General features: G+C 65.2%; 13 protein-coding genes and 2 pseudogenes. 6 read left to right on the forward strand and 9 right to left on the reverse strand.

Annotated features, from left to right (window positions below; translation table 11 throughout):
• Positions 1-12 precede the first annotated feature (12 nt).
• The gene (locus ACSYG9_RS10825) at positions 13-762 is read left to right on the forward strand and encodes a GntR family transcriptional regulator (RefSeq protein WP_440127162.1); all 750 of its coding nucleotides are present in this window, start codon (positions 13-15) and stop codon (positions 760-762) included.
• Here the strand turns inward: ACSYG9_RS10825 and ACSYG9_RS10830 are convergent, their stop codons facing one another.
• The 3 genes from ACSYG9_RS10830 to ACSYG9_RS10840 are packed head-to-tail and all read right to left on the reverse strand — an operon-like array spanning position 763 to position 4,223.
• Positions 763-1,992, reverse strand: coding sequence for an Nramp family divalent metal transporter (locus ACSYG9_RS10830; protein WP_440127616.1), 1,230 nt, complete (start codon positions 1,990-1,992; stop codon positions 763-765). It lies immediately after the preceding gene.
• Positions 1,989-2,363 carry a DUF5313 family protein gene (locus tag ACSYG9_RS10835; RefSeq protein WP_169689182.1) on the reverse strand — a complete coding sequence of 125 codons (375 nt, stop codon included), beginning with the start codon at positions 2,361-2,363 and terminating at the stop codon, positions 1,989-1,991. The genes ACSYG9_RS10830 and ACSYG9_RS10835 overlap by 4 nt, the downstream gene beginning before the upstream one ends.
• 18 nt (positions 2,364-2,381) lie before the next feature.
• Complete coding sequence (locus ACSYG9_RS10840) at positions 2,382-4,223, reverse strand: AMP-dependent synthetase/ligase (protein ID WP_454842446.1); 1,842 nt, start codon at positions 4,221-4,223, stop codon at positions 2,382-2,384.
• A 187-nt stretch (positions 4,224-4,410) separates the two neighbouring features.
• Between ACSYG9_RS10840 and ACSYG9_RS10845 the strand changes: the two genes are divergently transcribed.
• Both ACSYG9_RS10845 and ACSYG9_RS10850 read left to right on the forward strand, forming a co-directional pair.
• Entirely contained in the window at positions 4,411-5,040 is a 630-nt protein-coding gene (locus tag ACSYG9_RS10845; protein WP_454842448.1) for an SRPBCC family protein, read from the forward strand.
• A gap of 87 nt (positions 5,041-5,127) precedes the next feature.
• Positions 5,128-6,681, forward strand: coding sequence for a succinic semialdehyde dehydrogenase (locus ACSYG9_RS10850; protein ID WP_454842450.1), 1,554 nt, complete (start codon positions 5,128-5,130; stop codon positions 6,679-6,681).
• Positions 6,682-6,722: 41 nt separating this feature from the next.
• On the opposite strand, the pseudogene ACSYG9_RS10855 reads toward ACSYG9_RS10850, so the two are convergent.
• Positions 6,723-6,907, reverse strand: a pseudogene (locus ACSYG9_RS10855) (STAS domain-containing protein); the annotation flags it as partial.
• Positions 6,838-7,644 carry a TetR family transcriptional regulator gene (locus ACSYG9_RS10860; protein ID WP_440127166.1) on the reverse strand — a complete coding sequence of 269 codons (807 nt, stop codon included), beginning with the start codon at positions 7,642-7,644 and terminating at the stop codon, positions 6,838-6,840. The gene ACSYG9_RS10860 and the pseudogene ACSYG9_RS10855, both read right to left, overlap by 70 nt.
• Before the next feature lie 150 nt (positions 7,645-7,794).
• On the opposite strand from ACSYG9_RS10860, the gene ACSYG9_RS10865 reads away from it, so the two are divergent.
• A complete protein-coding gene (locus ACSYG9_RS10865; RefSeq protein WP_454842451.1) occupies positions 7,795-9,030 on the forward strand; it encodes a lipase family protein in 1,236 nt (411 codons plus the stop codon).
• 331 nt (positions 9,031-9,361) lie between these two features.
• Here ACSYG9_RS10865 and ACSYG9_RS10870 read toward each other — a convergent pair.
• From ACSYG9_RS10870 to ACSYG9_RS10885, 4 genes and pseudogenes are all read right to left on the reverse strand, one after another.
• Positions 9,362-10,462 (reverse strand): annotated as a pseudogene (locus ACSYG9_RS10870) (hemerythrin domain-containing protein); the annotation flags it as partial.
• Between the two features lie 15 nt (positions 10,463-10,477).
• Positions 10,478-11,134 (reverse strand): TetR/AcrR family transcriptional regulator, encoded by a 657-nt coding sequence (locus tag ACSYG9_RS10875; protein ID WP_454842453.1) that lies wholly within the window; start codon positions 11,132-11,134, stop codon positions 10,478-10,480.
• 82 nt (positions 11,135-11,216) lie between these two features.
• Positions 11,217-12,791 carry a DHA2 family efflux MFS transporter permease subunit gene (locus ACSYG9_RS10880; RefSeq protein ID WP_440127168.1) on the reverse strand — a complete coding sequence of 525 codons (1,575 nt, stop codon included), beginning with the start codon at positions 12,789-12,791 and terminating at the stop codon, positions 11,217-11,219.
• Positions 12,758-13,396 carry a TetR family transcriptional regulator gene (locus ACSYG9_RS10885; protein WP_440127169.1) on the reverse strand — a complete coding sequence of 213 codons (639 nt, stop codon included), beginning with the start codon at positions 13,394-13,396 and terminating at the stop codon, positions 12,758-12,760. Before ACSYG9_RS10885 ends, ACSYG9_RS10880 begins: the two co-directional genes overlap by 34 nt.
• 233 nt (positions 13,397-13,629) lie before the next feature.
• Between ACSYG9_RS10885 and ACSYG9_RS10890 the strand changes: the two genes are divergently transcribed.
• Both ACSYG9_RS10890 and ACSYG9_RS10895 read left to right on the forward strand, forming a co-directional pair.
• Complete coding sequence (locus ACSYG9_RS10890) at positions 13,630-15,006, forward strand: MFS transporter (RefSeq protein ID WP_440127170.1); 1,377 nt, start codon at positions 13,630-13,632, stop codon at positions 15,004-15,006.
• On the forward strand, positions 15,003-16,529 hold the full coding sequence (locus tag ACSYG9_RS10895; protein WP_454842455.1) for an aldehyde dehydrogenase: 1,527 nt from the start codon (positions 15,003-15,005) through the stop codon (positions 16,527-16,529). The genes ACSYG9_RS10890 and ACSYG9_RS10895 overlap by 4 nt, the downstream gene beginning before the upstream one ends.
• Positions 16,530-16,568: the final 39 nt, after the last annotated feature.

A 16,568-nucleotide genomic window follows, 5' to 3' on the forward strand; every position in this document is an offset into this window, starting at 1 on the left:
CAGGACGGTGACATGCCTCTCGACGCCCGCTCGGCCGTTGTTCGCGTGCCGAAAGCCGGTGAGCTGATCGCGGCGAGCCTGCGCCGTCAGATCATCACCGGTGAGCTGGAGGCCGGCGAACCGCTGCCCAACGAGGCCGCTCTGATGGAGCGATTCGGGGTGTCGCGACCTACGCTGCGCGAAGCCTTCCGGATCCTCGAATCCGAAGGCATCATCACCGTGCTCCGCGGTGCGCGCGGCGGCGCACGCGTCCAGGCACCCGACGGATCGACGGCGGCCCGGTACACGGGCTTGCTCCTGCAGTACCGCGGTGTTCCCCTCGCCGACGTTTACCGCGCACGCACCGAACTCGAGGTCGCGGCCGTCGGGTTGATCGCCGCAGACCCGGGCGACCGCATCGACACACTCGCCGAGGTCGTCGACCGCGGCGACGCCGTGGTCGACGACCCGCACGCGTTCGTCAGATATGTGAGCGATGTCAACCGCACGATCATGGAACTCGGCCGCAATCAGACGATGTCGACGCTCGCGAGCATGCTGCTCGACATCATGGACGCGCACAACGCGCTGTTCCTGTCGACGCGGACGGAGCGGGACAGCCCGGGGACGGCTGTCGCGTTGCGCGCCAACCACAAACTCGTCGAATTGTTGCGCAAAGGGGAACCCGGTGCGGCGGAGGCGTTCTGGCGTCGTCACCTGGACAGCGTCGAGCGCTACATGACCGGCGACTCGGAAACCACTCTCGTCGAAGTGCTGTCGTGATCAGCTGCCGGTCGCGGTCAGCCACACCAGTGCGACGTTCAGCGCAACGATGAGGCCCGCGGTGAGCCACGCGGCTGCGGTCACCGCCCGGGCGTTGCGCATCCCGCCCATCACCGTTGCGTCGGAGGTCAGCCGCACGAGGGGAATCACCGCGAACGGGATGCACATACTCAGCACCACCTGACTGAGTACGAGCGCGAACGTCGGATCCACGCCGACGGCGAGCAGGATCAGGGCGGGAATCATCACGACCACGCGCCGGATGAACGGGCGGATCCGGATGTGGAGCAGACCCGCCATGATCTCGGCGCCTGCGGCAGAGCCCACCGCGGTCGACGCCAGTCCCGACGCGAGCAAGCCCACCGCGAACACCGTCGCGACTGCGGGACCGAGGGTATCGGTGATTGCAGCGTGTGCGCCCTCGATGGTGTCGGTGCCGGGCGTGTCGCGCAGGGCGGACGCTGCGAGCAGCAGCATGCCGATGTTGACGCTGCCCGCGACGAACAGGCCCCCGGCCACATCCCATCGGGTCGCGCGTATGACGCGGTCGAGTTTCGGTCCTGGTTCGACTTTGCCGTGCCGTCCGCGTGACAGCGCCGAATGCAGATAGATCGCGTGCGGCATCACGGTCGCGCCCAGCATCGACGCGGCGAGCAGGACGGTGTCGGTGCCTGCGAATCGGGGCACGAGCCCGGCGGCGGCATCGGCGGGGGAGACGTCGGTGAACAGCAGACCGCACAGGAACCCGATGGTGATGATGGCCAGCATGCTCACCACGACGTACTCGAATGTTCGCTGACCTCGACGGTTGTGCACCGACAGGATGACCATCGACACGGCGCCGGTGATCAGGCCGCCGACGAACAGCGGGAGCCCGAACAGCAGGTGCAGGGCGATCGCCCCGCCGATGACTTCGGCGACGTCGGTGGCGACTGCCATGACCTCGGCCTGGATCCAGAATGCGCGACGCGACGGGGTGCGGAGCCGGTCGCCGAGTAGTTCCGGGAGGGAGCGGCCGGTGACGACACCGAGTTTGGCAGACAGATACTGGACGAGGATCGCCATCGCGTTCGCGACGACGAGTACCCACAGCAGCAGGTAGCCGTAGCGGGCTCCCGCGGTGAGGTTGGCGGCGACGTTACCGGGATCGACGTAGGCGACGGCCGCGACGAAGGCGGGGCCGAGGAGTGCGGCCAGACGCGGAGTTGCCGTTGTGCGCGTCGTGTTCAGCGGCCGAACCGGCGCTCGTAGTCGGCGCGTTCGCGGTCCGCGCGGGCGCGGGCCTTCGCGCCGAGCAGCGCGGGATCGAAGCCGTGCTGCTGAAGGCGATGACGCTGCCAGATCGGCATGAGTGCGACGGAGAAATAGATCCACGGCAGCAGCAGGAGCAGCATCATCGACAGCGGCATCCAGACCGGGCCGGGGATGAGCAGGAACAGCAGCAGGAACGGGATGAGGGGAAGGTTCCACCGCAGCAGGTATCGTCGGGCTGCCCCCGGGCCGACGATGTCGTCGCGCACCCACTCGCGCATCTCGGTGGGCAGCGTGCGACCGAACATGTAACCGATCCGCTGAGGCAAATTAGGTCGCGCGCTACTCATATTGCCCAGGATAGAGCCTCACTCGTAGAGGCGCGTCAGGCTGTCCGAGAATGTATCGACCACCACTTTCCTTCGCAGCTTCATACTGGGCGTGAGATCGCCTTCTTCGACGCTGAGCTCGCGCTCGATGATCGTGAACTTCTTGATCTGCTCCCATCGATTGAGCTGCAGATTGAGCGTGTCGATGTCCTTCGAGATCAGTTCGCGCGTCTTGTCGTGTTGCGTGATCTCGGAGAACGAACTGCCATCGAGGCCGTTCTTGCTCGCCCATTCCGTGACGGCCTCGGCGTCGAGCGCCACCAGTGCGACGCAGTACGGCTTGCCCTCGCCGTGGACGATGATCTCCGCCGCGTAGGGAGAGATGCCCTTGAAGGTCGCGGCAATCGCCGACGGCGCGACGTACTTGCCCTGCGACGTCTTGAACATGTCCTTTTTCCGGTCGGTGATCTTCAGGTAGCCGTCGTCGTCGAGGCTGCCGATGTCGCCCGTGTGGAACCACCCGTCGGACTCGAGCGCTTCGGCGGTCGCGTCGGGACGGCCGTGGTAGCCGGTCATCACGCCTGGGCCCTTGATGAGCACTTCGCCGTCGTCGGCGATCTTCACCTCGGTGCCGGGAAGAGGCCAGCCCACTGTGCCGAGCCGGTTGGCCTGGGGGCGGTTGACGCAGGACGCCGCCGAGGTCTCCGTCAGTCCGTAGCCCTCGAGTACGGGAATTCCGACGGCGTCGAACCACTGGGCCACGTCGGGATTCAGTGCTGCCGAGCCGGAGATGAAGAAGCGGAGCCGACCGCCGAAGCGTTCGCGGATGGTCGAGAGCACCAGCTTGTCGGCAACCTTGTGCTGGGCCGAGTCGAGCAAGCCCGGTGAACGACCGCCCTGGCGTGCCTTCGACACGTTGGTGCCCACGCCCATGGCCCAGTCGAAGAGCACCTTCTTGATGCCGCCCTCTTCGTTCATCATCCCTTCGACGCGCGCGTGGGCTTTCTCGAAGATGCGAGGAGCCGCGCCCATGAACGTGGGGCGCACGACGGCGAGATTCTCGACGATCTTGTCGACCCGCCCGTCTACCGCGGTGGGGAAGCCCATCTGCAACGGCAGCGTCAGCAGCACCTTGCCGAACACGTGGGACAGGGGAAGCCACAGGTATTGCAGATCGCCGGATCCGAGAAGACCGACGGAGTCGACCGCGGCCGCCTCATACGTCCACGCCGAATGCGGCAGGCGCACGCCCTTCGGCTTGCCGGTGGTGCCGGAGGTGTAGATGACCGTCGCCAGATGGTGGGGCTCGATGCTGTGGATTCGGTCGAGCACAGCGCTCGAGTCCTCGGCGAGCTGCGCCCTGCCCAGTTCCAGGAGCTCGTCGAATCCGATCACCCAGTCGCCGTCGCCCTGTCCGTCGATCACGACGACCTTGGCGACGTCGGGTAGTTCGCCGCGATGCGCCGCGAGTTTGTCGACCTGTACGGAGTCTTCTGCGATGACGATGTGGCTTCCCGAGTTGGCCACGATGAAGGCGACATCCGGTGCGTGGGTGGTGGGATACACCGTGGTGGTCGCTCCGCCGGCGCACATCACCGCGAGATCGGCGAGCACCCACTCGAAACGGGTCGACGACGCCAGCGCGACGCGGTCTTCGAGACCGAGGCCCAGCGACAGCAGACCGGCCGCGAGCAGCCGGACCTTCTCGCCGGTCTCTTCCCACGTGATGCTCGTCCACCCGTCCTTACCGTCGGGGTAGCGGAAGGCTTCTTCGTCCGGTGTCGCGGTGACGCGATCGATGAACAGGCGCGCGACCGACGGCGCCCGCTTCTCAATCTTGGCGTGGTCGACCTTTTCTTCGGACGCGCGCATCGTGGTCATTGCCCCAGTCTAGGAGTCCGCCCGGTCCTGAGCAGCGCTTCTCCGGGCACGCTTCTCCGGGCAACATAGGGAGACAACTTTCCCCCGTCTGCACGGGTTCCCGTGGGTCGTGAGGCAACGGAAACTCGTGCAAGTGGGGGAAGAATTCAGTCACGGGCACTCCTGCCGACGAGCAAGGGAGAACACCATGAAGGACGTGAAGACCAGGACCGAGACCCTGCGGCGCACGATCGGGCATCGCGTCGTCGACGGCAAGGACGCCGCTGTCGTGACGGTGTCGCAGAGTTACCCCACCGACGCCGACGATCTCTGGGATGCCTGCACCAACCCCGAGCGGATCCCGCGCTGGTTCCTGCCGGTCACCGGGGAGCTGCGCGTCGGCGGCCGATACCAGCTCGAAGGCAACGCCGGAGGCGAGATCCTCACCTGTAACCCGCCGAAGTCGTTCTCCGCGACCTGGGAGTTCGGAGGCGGCAAGAGCTGGATCGAAGTGGCGGTGATCCCCGAACCGGGCGGTCATGCCCGCTTCGAACTGGCGCACATCGCCCATCCCGAGGGCGACCACTGGGAGACGTACGGTCCCGGAGCCGTCGGTATCGGCTGGGATCAGGCGCTCCTCGGTCTCGGACTGCACCTCGACTCGGGTGCGGCGGTCGATCCCGCCGAGTTCGAGAAGTGGTCGCTCTCGCCTGAAGGCCTCGGCTACGTCCGGGAGTCAGGGAACGGTTGGTGCGACGCCGACGTGGCCGCGGGAACCGAGCCGGATGCAGCACGCGCGCGAGCCGATCGAACGATCGCCTTCTTCTCGGGCACCTGATCCAGGAATGAGAGACCCATGACGAGGGCCACCCCTGCGCGGTAGTTTGGTGTAACTCCGATTTCTACTCACCGGTAGGGGTGCGATATGCCTGCTCCGAACACTGCGACCTTCACGAGGCTCGCAGAGCTCATCGCGATCGAGGACATCTCCTCTCGACCCACGCGACCCGTCGTCGAGGCCTTCACCGGCCGCGAGATCGCGACCGTGCCCGTCGGCACCGCCGACGACGCGAAAGCCGCGATCGACCGCGCACGCAAGGCGCAGGTCGCGTGGGCGAAGACGCCGGCTGCGGAGCGCGCCGAGATCTTTCACCGCTATCGCGACCTGCTGATCTCGAAGCGCGAGTCGCTCATGGACATGGCGCAGGCCGAAACCGGCAAGTCGCGGGCATCGGCGCAGGAAGAAGTGCTCGACATCGCGATGACCGCGCGCTACTACGCGCGCACCGCCGCGAAACTGCTGCGCCCACGCAATGCGACGGGAATGCTCCCGATCCTGACGAAGACCACCGTGCGGCACCATCCCAAAGGCGTCGTCGGGGTGATCGCGCCGTGGAACTATCCGATGACCCTCGCCGTCTCCGACGCCATCCCTGCGCTGCTCGCGGGCAACGCGGTGGTGCTCAAACCCGACAGTCAGACCCCGTACTGCGCACTCGCGGTCGCCGACCTGCTCTACGAGGCGGGACTTCCGCGTGACGTGTTCGCCGTCGTCCCCGGGCCGGGTTCGGTAGTGGGCACCGCACTCGTCGAGAACACCGACTATCTGATGTTCACGGGTTCCTCACAGACCGGTCGGTTGCTCGCGGAGCAGGCCGGACGACGTCTCATCGGCTTCTCCGCAGAACTCGGCGGCAAGAATCCGATGATCGTCACCGAAGGTGCAAACCTGCGCGAAGTCACCGAGGCCGCGATGCGCGCGTGCTTCTCGAACTCCGGCCAGCTGTGCATCTCCATCGAGCGGATTTACGTGGAGAGGTCGATCGCACCCGAGTTCCTGCGGATGTTCGGTGATCGGGTGCGCAAGGTCGCGCTCGGTGCGAGCTACGACTTCGGTACCGAGATGGGATCACTCATCAACGAGGACCAGGTCAAGACTGTGTCGGGGCACGTCGACGACGCGACCTCGAAGGGCGCGACCGTCGTCGCAGGCGGAAAGGCGCGCCCGGATCTCGGTCCGCTGTTCTACGAGCCCACCGTCCTGACCGACGTCCCCGAAGACGCAGAGTGCTACGCCGAGGAGACATTCGGACCGCTCGTGTCGGTGTACCCGGTGGACAACGTCGAAGAAGCGATCCGACGCGCCAACGACACCGAATACGGCCTCAACGCCTCGGTGTGGGCACGCACCAAGGCCGAGGGTGAGGCGATCGCCGCGCGCATCCACGCCGGCACCGTCAATGTCGACGAAGGATATGCACCGGCGTGGGGGAGCACCGACGCCCCGATGGGCGGCATGGGTATTTCCGGTGTGGGCCGGCGGCACGGCGCCGACGGATTGCTCAAATACACTGAGGCGCAAACAATCGCGACCACGCGGGTACTCAACCTCGACGGTCCTCGGGGGTTGCCGAAGAAGGTGTGGGCGAAGGTGCTGGCACCGTTCGTGGCTGCGATGAAATGGCTGCCGGGAAGGTAGGGCTGACGTCCGCTGCCCATGCCCCGTCGTGAGGTGGAGGGTCAGTGGCCCTGACGCAGTTGCCCGGAGAGGCGTTCGAGGCGTTCGCGGCTGGCCCCGTCGATCCCGATGATCTCGACGGTCTTGCTTTGGCTGCGTACTTGTGTCGGATCGCGTCTAGGGTCGCAACGGTCGACGCGTCCCAGATATCGGCACCGTTGAGGTCGATGACGACGTTCTCCGGGTCTCGTTCGAGGCGGGCCTGCGTGCAGGGGCTCGGTCTCGGTGTCGTTCGAGAGCGGTCTGCATATCGGTGAGCAGGATCTGCAGTGCGATCGGATAGAGGTTGCGGGTGCCGAACTCCTCGAGCAGGTCTGCGGTGGCCGCGATGTTCGGATACTGCTCGGCAGAGACGCCGGCGTAGACGCTCGTCCATCGCTCGGTATCGGCACCTCGGTGGAGCGTCGAGACGAGTTTCTTGGCGCCGTCCCGAGCCGCATACGAGAGCATCTGAGCGATGAAGCTCCGGTAGTACAGCACGGCGAGACGGTCGGGGAAACCCGCGCTGCGCAGTGCGGCGAGAATCGCCTCCACCCCTGCCAACTCGGCGGGACGTCCGGATATTCGGGCGGCCGAGATCTGGGCCGCGTGAGGATATTTCAGGTATTCCGTGTAGGCGCTCACTCCCCAGCGCTGAAGGTCTGCCTTCCAGTCCCCGGTGCGATGCCAATCGCGCGTGACCCGGGCGATCAGCTCGTCGGCAACCGCCAATTCCAGATCGTCCATCCCTTGAAAGTAACGGTAGATGGTGGTCGGATCCGCGCCGAGAGCTCGGCCGAGACGACGCGCCGACAGTCCTGACGATCCGTGTTCTTCGAGCATCCGAAGGGCTGTGTCCACGATCTTCTGCTCGTCGAGTACGACGCCGGACTTGGTGGATCGTCGACGTTGCCGATCGGCCTCTGCGGTCTTCCTGCCGGTCATTTTCCTCCTTATGTCAACGCCGTTGACGAGCATTCTGCCTTACCGGTTACATGAAGCGCGACACATCGACAGACGGTCTGAGTTGCAGATCACATCTTGTGAGGAATGACGATCCCCATGATTGAAACCCGGTACCGCTCTATGCGGGGCATGACCCCGGTGCTCTTGGCCGCCTTGACGCTCACAACGGCAGCGATGCTGACGGCATGCGGGACACCGACAGATACCGCAGAACCGGCCGCCCACAGTTCTGCTGCGTCCGAGAACCGCCTCGCCGAACTCGGAGTGGAAGAAGGCCCTGATGCGGTCGCCGACTTCTACGCTGCGGAACTGCCCGACGGAGCCGAGTCCGGCTCGGTGGTGTGGGCAAAGCCCCGCACGGACGCCCCGGAGGGCGCCTCCGCCTACACCGTCATCTACGCCTCCGAGAGCGTGCACGGTGGCCTGGCCCCCGTCTCGGGCATCCTCTACGTTCCCGACCGCGACATCGAGCCCGGCCTGGTGGTATGGGCACATGAAACAGCCGGATCCGCGGATCACTGCGCACCCTCCCGCACGACCCTGGCCGAACGCTACGAAGGCGAGTCCGTAGCCGAGATCCTCCGCGACGGACACGCTGTGGTGGTGCCGGACTACGAGGGACTGGGCACACCGGGAAAGACCGTGTACATGAACGGCCAGGCGCAAGCGAGAAACGCTCTGGACGCGGCCCGCGCCGCACAGGGATTCCTCGGCGACGACCTCGGCAATCGCATTGCTGTATATGGCTATTCGCAAGGCGGCCAGACCGGTCTGTGGTCTGCCCACATCGCCGCGGAGTACGCTCCGGAACTGGACATCGTCGGTGTGCTCGGCATCGGTGCCGCCGCCAAGTACCACGACCTGGCGATCTACGAGTCCACCGCCCCGAACACCCGGGAAGACTGGGGACAAGGCGGCTACCTCGTCTCGGCACTGGCCGGTATCAGCGTCGGTAAGGACCTTCCACTACAGGATGTGCTCACCCCCGCAGGCCTCGAACTGCTGCACACCCTCGGCGGGGAGTGCTGGGAGCCCTGGAAGGAATCGGCCCAACGGCCCGGTCCGTTCGCTCAGGAGCAGGCTCTGCAACCGGGCCATCCCTGGGGAGACATGCTCGCAGCCAACGACGCTTTCACTCCCGTTGCATCGACCATCCCGGTCACCCTGGTTCAAGGTGAAGCCGACACCGACGTGCCCGTACGCGTCGGCCGTGAGCTTCGCGACGAACTCTGTGCCAGCGGAGCGACGGTGGACTATCAAGAGTTTGCCGGTGAACCCCACGGCGTTCCGAGCTTCAAGCCCCAGATTCAGCAATGGGTGAGCGACCGTTTCGCAGGCCAGCCGCTGAATGACACCTGCAGCTGACCGGAGTCGACCGCCCCGTTCCTATTGCGGGGCACCACCGTGTGCAGGTGAACCAAGGCGATCCGTCGCGCGAACGACACCGAATACGGCCTCAACGCCACGGTGTGGGCGCGCACCAAAGCCGAGGTCAGGAAATCGCCGCACTCATCCACGCGGGTACTCAACCTCGACGGCCCTCGGGGGTTGCCGAAGAAGGTGTGGGCGAAGGTGCTGGCACCGTTCGTCGCTGCGATGAAGTGGGTGCCGGGGAGGTAGGGGTCGAGGGGGCGCTTTCCAACTGCCGCCGCAGTGCCTCGAGATTGTCGCGCATCTGCGGACGCATGTCGTGGTGCTGAGGATGAAGGCGAAGGTAGATCCATTCGAACGGACGATAGGGCTTCTCGATCACGCGGTAGGAGTGGCGCACCCGGGTGCCGTGGCCGTCGGGAGTGAGCTCGTACGACCAGAGCGTCGAGTCGCGGTATGCGGGGTTGCGTGAACTCGGTACAGTGCGGAACGCAAATGCCTTGCCAGGGTGGGCTTCCGTCACTTCGCAGAGCCGCGACCAACGGATGTGACCCGACCGGTTGTGCCCTCGGAACCGGGCGTCCACTTCTCCCGCGGGCTTTCCTGACAGTGGTGTGCAGGAGACGCATTCGGTACTGCGCTCGCCGGTGCGGGTGACGTCCGCGAGTGCCTCGTACGCCGATCGGGCCGGGGCATCTATGTGTACGTCGACGGATCCCTCGGTGCGGGCCGGCCGACGGTGCAGAGGGCGGATGTCGACGTCGGCGCCCCAGCGGGACGCGCATGCCCGTCGATACGACCGCGCGAACGCATGCAGCAGAATGAAACGGGTGACGGGACCGACCTTGCGGGCCATGATGTCGTAGTCCTGCCGGTCTGCTCCGTCGATCAACCAGTGCGCTTCCACGCCCAGTTCCTGTTTCGACTTCGGCGCGAGATAGAACCGTTCCTCCCATTCGTCCAACTGGGACTGTGACAGCGTCCGGGCCACAACGGGCATCGCCTCGTTCTCCTCGCGTCCCAGATGCGGTATCAAGACCTCCGACAATCGTTCGAGCGAATGCGAAAGTTGTTTTTGGGAAACGGCATTCGATCGGTAGGCGGCGACGGCCGCGGTCACCCCGGCGATCTCCGGTGCGACCAGCCGGTGGTCGGCGTCCATCCGGTCGAGCAGCGGCCCCGCGCCGGGGTTCAGTCGGCGCACCATCGGCCACAGTCCGCGGTCCTCACCGTCGTGATGCACGTGCAGAAAGTGCATCATCCAGTCCAGATGGTCGGAAAGTGCGGCGCGGCGTTCGTCGTTCGGCGGGGGAGCGGACGCGAGTGCGTGTTGTGCGCGCGTGAGGTCGCGGCGGAGTGCGTTGTGGACGATATTCATGGTGCGTGTATCGGTGATGTGCGGGTCGGCGCTCATGATGTACTCCATCAGAGACCGTCCGAATCATTCGGGACGGTCGAGGATTTCTTCTATACGGCCGGTCAGCCATGCCGTGTAGCGGGCTCGGCTCCAGCCGCGTTCGGTCACGAGCAGGTGGTAGACCTGATCGCTGGTCAATGCCCACAATTCGTCGATCCGGTCCGGCGGGAGATCTCGTCCCGAGATCATTCGTGCGGCTTCGGTGACGGTGTTGTATCTGCGTTGTGTTGCAGCGATAACTTCGGTGTGGAGAGTGGGTTCGGTTCGGGCTCCGGTTCGGAGTACCTCGATGATGCGGTGTGTGCGCTCGTTGATGTCTGCGGTGAGGCGCGCTGCCGCATCGATCCGTTGGTGACGGGTCGGTGCAGCGCCGATTCGGATGAATGCCGACCGGTCTGCGAGCGGTGACGGTTCGGCGTCGCCGACCACTGCGATGTCGACAGCAGCCTTGAGGAGTGCGGCTTTGGGACCGACCGCCGAATAGATGGTTTCGACCGATACTTCGGCAGCACGTGCGACGTCCCGCATGCTGGTCCCGGCCCAGCCACGAGAGGTGAACAGTTCAGTGGCGGTCGCGAGCACGGCGGCTCGCGTCCGGGCTGCCTGCAGTTGACGCCGCGGAGATCGGTAGGGGCGAGTGGTGGACCTGCCGGATGTCGCGGACGTATCCGTGGACACCATTCGATCGTAGAACGCCCTCACGTTCAATCCAAGGGTGTTCGGGTGAAATATCGACAGGACCCCGAGGGGCCGTGACTACAGGTCAGCTCTCTGTCACAGTCTTCCGCTCGATGGTCGTCGCGAGCGGTTTCTCGATCACGAAGAACAGGCACACTGCCGCGACGAGCGCGAGCGGCGCGATCGCAAGGTAGATCGGGGTGAGCGCCTCGTTGTACGACTCGATGACCGCCAGGTTCAGTGAGTCGGGCAGGGCATGAACAATGGACGGGGTGAGCGAATCCGCGTGGATCCCGTTGTCGGCCGCGTCGGGGACTCGCTCGGTGATCAGCGTTGCCACCCGGGTGGTGAACACGCTGCCGACCACGCCGACGCCGAGGGTCGCGCCGATCTGGCGGAAGTAGTTGTTGCTCGCCGTTGCGGTACCGACCTCGTCGATGGAGAAGGAGTTCTGCACGACGAGGACCAGCAGCTGCATCGAGGTGCCGAGGCCGAGGCCGAGGAGCGCCACGAAACATCCGAGCAGCCACAGGGGGCTGTCGACGGTGAGTGTCGACAGTAGGACCATGGCGGCTGCCACAAGAATCGCTCCGACGATCGGCCAGTTCTTGTAGCGGCCCGTGCGCGTCACGTGGCGGCCGAGGAGTGTGGAGGTGACGAACAGGGTGCCCATCATCGGGAGCATCATCAGGCCTGCGGCGGTCGCTCCCATGCCTGCCACCATCTGTAGATAGGTGGGCATGTATGACGCGACACCGAACAGCGAGACGCTGATGAGGAGCCCGGCGAGGGTGCACAGATTGAAGTTGCGGTCGCGGAACAGGTGCAGCGGGATGACGGGTTCCGCGGTGCGGGATTCGATGAACAGGAACAGCACTACGGCCACGAGGGTCGCGGCGATCATTGTGACAATGGTGGGTGATGCCCACGCGAACTGCGCGCCGCCCAGCGTCGCAACCAGCACGAGAAGTGTTGTCGCGATGGACAGCACGGCCATCCCGGCGACATCGATCCGGGGCCGCGAGCGTCGACGCTCCGGGAGGCGGAGGAAGAAGGCTGCGGCCAGCAGCGCGAGTAGCCCGATCGGAATGTTGATCCAGAACACCCAGCGCCATCCGGGGCCTTCGGTGAAGAATCCGCCCAGCAGCGGACCGCTCACCGACGACAGCGCGAAGACACTGCTCATGATGCCCATGTACTTGCCGCGTTCGCGGGCGGGAATGACGTCGGCGATCGTCGCCTGCGACAGGATCATCAACCCGCCGCCGCCGAGGCCCTGGATGGCTCTGCCTGCGATGAGCCAGACGATGTTCGTAGCGGTCGCGCTGACAACCGATCCGATCACGAAGACCGAGATGGCGACCATGAGAATCGGTTTGCGTCCCAGGAGGTCTCCGAGCTTGCCGTAGATCGGCATCATGATCGTCGACGCGAGAATGTAGGCGGTGATGACCCACAGCATCAGGTCGGCGCCGTGCAGTTCGCCGACGATGGTGGGCAGCGCGGGGTTGAGGACGGTCTGGCTCAGCGATGCCGAGAGCATCGCCAGGAGCAGCCCCGCGAAGATGAAGGCGATCCGGACTGGGGGTGCCGACGATTCCTGTTCGGACTTCGAGGTTTCCGTGGTCACGATCGCGTGACGTTTCTGAACTGGGCGCATTTGCGACGCAGAACTGCATCGGCATCGGTTTCCTCGAGGTCTGCGCGGGTGAGGATCGGGCGCATGGCCGCCCGCATCACGGCGCCCGCGACGGTGACGACCATTTGCGCTGCCTCTTCAGGGGATTCGTCGGGATGGGCCGCTGTCCAGCCGCCGGAGGCGACGAGGCGTTCGGTGACGAACTCGGTGACGAGCGCCTGCACGTCGTCGATGTACCGGAAGCGTCGGCGCGAGAGTTCGGGATGGCGCTCCATCAGATCGGCGTATTCGGTCTGCGTGATCTGTTTGTGGTTGGTGGTGCGGAAGACGGTCAGGAGTAGGAACGCGACCTTTTCGACGAGGTCGTCACCCGGTTCGATGAAAAATTCGTCGACGACCGTGTCGCTTATGACGGCGGCGCGCAGACCCAGCACGGCGTCTTCCTTCGACTTGAAGTAGTTGAAGAAGGTGCGTGGTGAGACGTAGGCGGCGTCGGCGATCGCTTCGATGGTGATGTCCGACAGGTGGTCGTGCGTCGCGGCTGCGTTCGCGGCGGCGAGGTGGATTGCCGTCCACGTGCGGGCGCGCTTGCGCTCGCGATGCGATACCTGATCGGTTGCAGTCATGAATATTTACATTATGGCAACTACCGGTGGATGCAAATCGGATTCTCGAATCTCGCAAAGTGGATCCACTGACAGTGCTCTCGGCCGGGGCACTTCGATGCCCGGTGGTCTACGGTCCCTATATGCGACCTTCGGCTCAAAGTCAATGGTTGACGAGATCCAGTGTTCGAGGTTACATCTTAGCGGTAAGTCTTTTAGGGCTTAAGTAATGGCCTCCGACACCGAGGACCCCGATGACACCGGTATCGACCACCATGTCCACTAGTGCCGAGATGATCAGCGCCCGCCTCGAGCGGTTGCCGATGAGCCGATGGCACATCAAAGCTCGCGTCATCGTCGGCGCCGTCACGTTCTTCGACGGGTTCGACCAACTGATGATCGCCTACTCGTTACCCGTCCTGATCCCCAAGTGGAATCTCACTCCGGCAGGCGTCGCGTGGGTGATCGCCATCGGCGGCATCGGCATGCTGGTCGGAGCGCTCGGCGGTGGCTGGCTCGCAGACCGAATGGGTCGTCTCAACGTCATCATCGTCTCGCTCGCGCTGTACGCCGTGATGAGCCTCGGTATGGCGTTCACCGATTCGCTCATGCTGTTCCTGGCGTTCCGGTTCGTCCAAGGCATCGGACTCGGAGCCGAGGTGCCTGTCGCGGCGACCTACATCGGTGAGATCACCAAGGCCCACAAGCGAGGCCGCTTCGTCCTGCTCTACGAGGTCATCTTCCCCGTCGGACTCGTGATGTCCGCGATCGTCTCGGCGTGGGTGGTACCCCGCTTCGGCTACCAGATCCTTTTCGCACTCGGCGCCATTCCGATCCTTCTGCTGCCCGCCTTGTTCAAGCTCCCCGAATCTCCGCGCTGGCTCGCCTCGCGTGGGAAGTACGACGAGGCCGATGCCGCCATGCGACGGATCGAAACCGAGATCACCGAGCGCTCCGGGAAGACTCTGCCAGAACCGGCACCTCTCGCCACCGGCATCGTCGACACGACTCGTGGGCGCTTCCGTGAGGCATTCCAGGGCGTCTATCTGCGCCGCACACTCATGCTCGCGGCGATCTGGGGCTGCGCCTACTTCGTCAACTACGGCATCGCGTCATGGCTGCCGACCCTCTACCGCTCTGTCTTCGAGGTCAGCGTCGACACGGCGCTGCACTACAGCATCTTCACGACGGTGGCCGGTCTCATCGGGTGTCTCGTGGTGGCGTTCCTGATCGACAACCTCGGTCGCCGCATCTGCATCACGGCCTCGATGGTGCTCTGCTCGACACTGTTGTTCCTGCTCGCTGCCACGGGGACCGGATCGGCCTTGGCAGTGCTTGCCTGGTCCGCCGGCGCCGCGCTGTTCGTCTTCGCAGTCAACATGGCCCTGTATGTCTACACCGCAGAGCTCTACCCGACCCGGATGCGTGCGATCGGATGCGCGATCGGCGGAGCCAGCGGCCGGCTCGGCATCATCGTCGGCCCCCTGGTGGTCGGCGGAATCCTCGGAGCCGGCGGAACCCTGGCACTCGTGTTCGGAATGTTCGGTGTCGTAGCGCTGATCGGTGCCGTCGTAGTCGGATTCTTCGCGGTCGAGACTCGCGAAAAGACTCTCGAGGAGATCTCCCAGTGACCACAGCACTTCGTGCCGACGCGGCACTTTGCACCGACACCGCACTCGACTTCGTACCGGTTGCCGACGAGATCGTGGTGGGCGGCACCTGGCGCCGGGCTGCCGGCCCCGCGTTCGCCGTCACCGATCCTGCCGACGGCGAAACCCTGCAGATCGTCCATCAGGCCACAGCGGCCGATGTCGATGAGGCCGTCGCTGCAGGCCGCGTCGCCGCAGCTGACCCGGCCTGGCGCGGGATGCTCCCACACGAACGCGCCCGCTATCTGCATCGCATCGCAGATGCGATCGAGGAGCATGCACCGCGGCTCGCGCTGCTCCAGAGCTACAACACCGGTAAGACCCTCACCGAGACGACCGCGCTGGTCGGCAGTGCCGCAAACACTTTCCGGTACTTCGCGGCGGTTCTCGAAACCTCCGACGACGACCTCACGACGCAGCGCGGCAACTACCTGACGATGAGTATTCACGAGCCGATCGGCGTGATCGGTGCGATCGCCCCGTGGAACTCGCCGATCGCCAGCGATGCGCAGAAGATCGCACCTGCGCTGGCAGCTGGGAACGCCGTCGTGCTCAAGCCCGCAGAATGGACGCCATTGGTATCGATGGCGCTCGCCCGCGTGATCCACGACTCCGGGCTGCCACCCGGGCTGCTGTCGGTGTTGCCGGGCAAGGGCTCCATCGTCGGAGATGCCATCGTGCAGCATCCGCACGTCGGCAAGGTGACCTTCACGGGCGGCACCCGCACCGGGCGTGCCGTCGCGCATGCCGGTGCCGAGAAGCTGATGCCGGTGTCGCTGGAACTCGGCGGAAAATCGCCGACCATCGTGCTCGACGACGCCGACATCGAGGCTGCGGTGGCAGGGGTGATGTACGGGATCTTCTCGTCGACGGGGCAGAGCTGCATCGCCGGGTCGCGGCTGTTCGTCGACAGGTCGCTGTACGAGCCGTTCCTGGCGCGGCTGGTCGAACGCACCCGGGCGTTGCGAATCGGGCACGGACGTGACCCCCGCACGCAGGTCGGGCCGCTCGTGCACCACACGCACCGCGCATCCGTTGCCCGGTATGTCGACCTCGCGCGGTCCGAGGGCGGTCGCGTGTTGTGCGGTGGCGCTGTGCCGGACGACCCGGAGCTGGCCGACGGCGCGTACTACCTGCCGACCATCATCGACGGCCTGAGCAACGACGCCACGGTGTGCCAGGATGAGATCTTCGGCCCCGTCCTCATCGCTCTGCCGTTCGATGGTGAATCGGATCTACTTGCACAGGCCAATGATTCGGTGTTCGGACTGGCGTCGGGTATCTGGACGCGCGATTATCGGCGTGCTTGGCGGCTGGCGCGAGCACTCGAGGCGGGCACCGTGTGGGTCAATACGTACAAGCGGTTCAGCATCTCGACCCCGTTCGGCGGTATCAAGGAGAGCGGTCTCGGTACCGAGAAGGGGCGTGCCGGCATCGCAGCGTATTCGCGGCAGAAGAGCGTGTATCTCGGGCTCGACGACGAGCCGGACCGCTGGGCCGACTGACACCAACGTATGGCCGAATGTCACCTTCGGTCATGTGGA

The organism is Rhodococcus sp. SJ-2 (assembly GCF_053750035.1).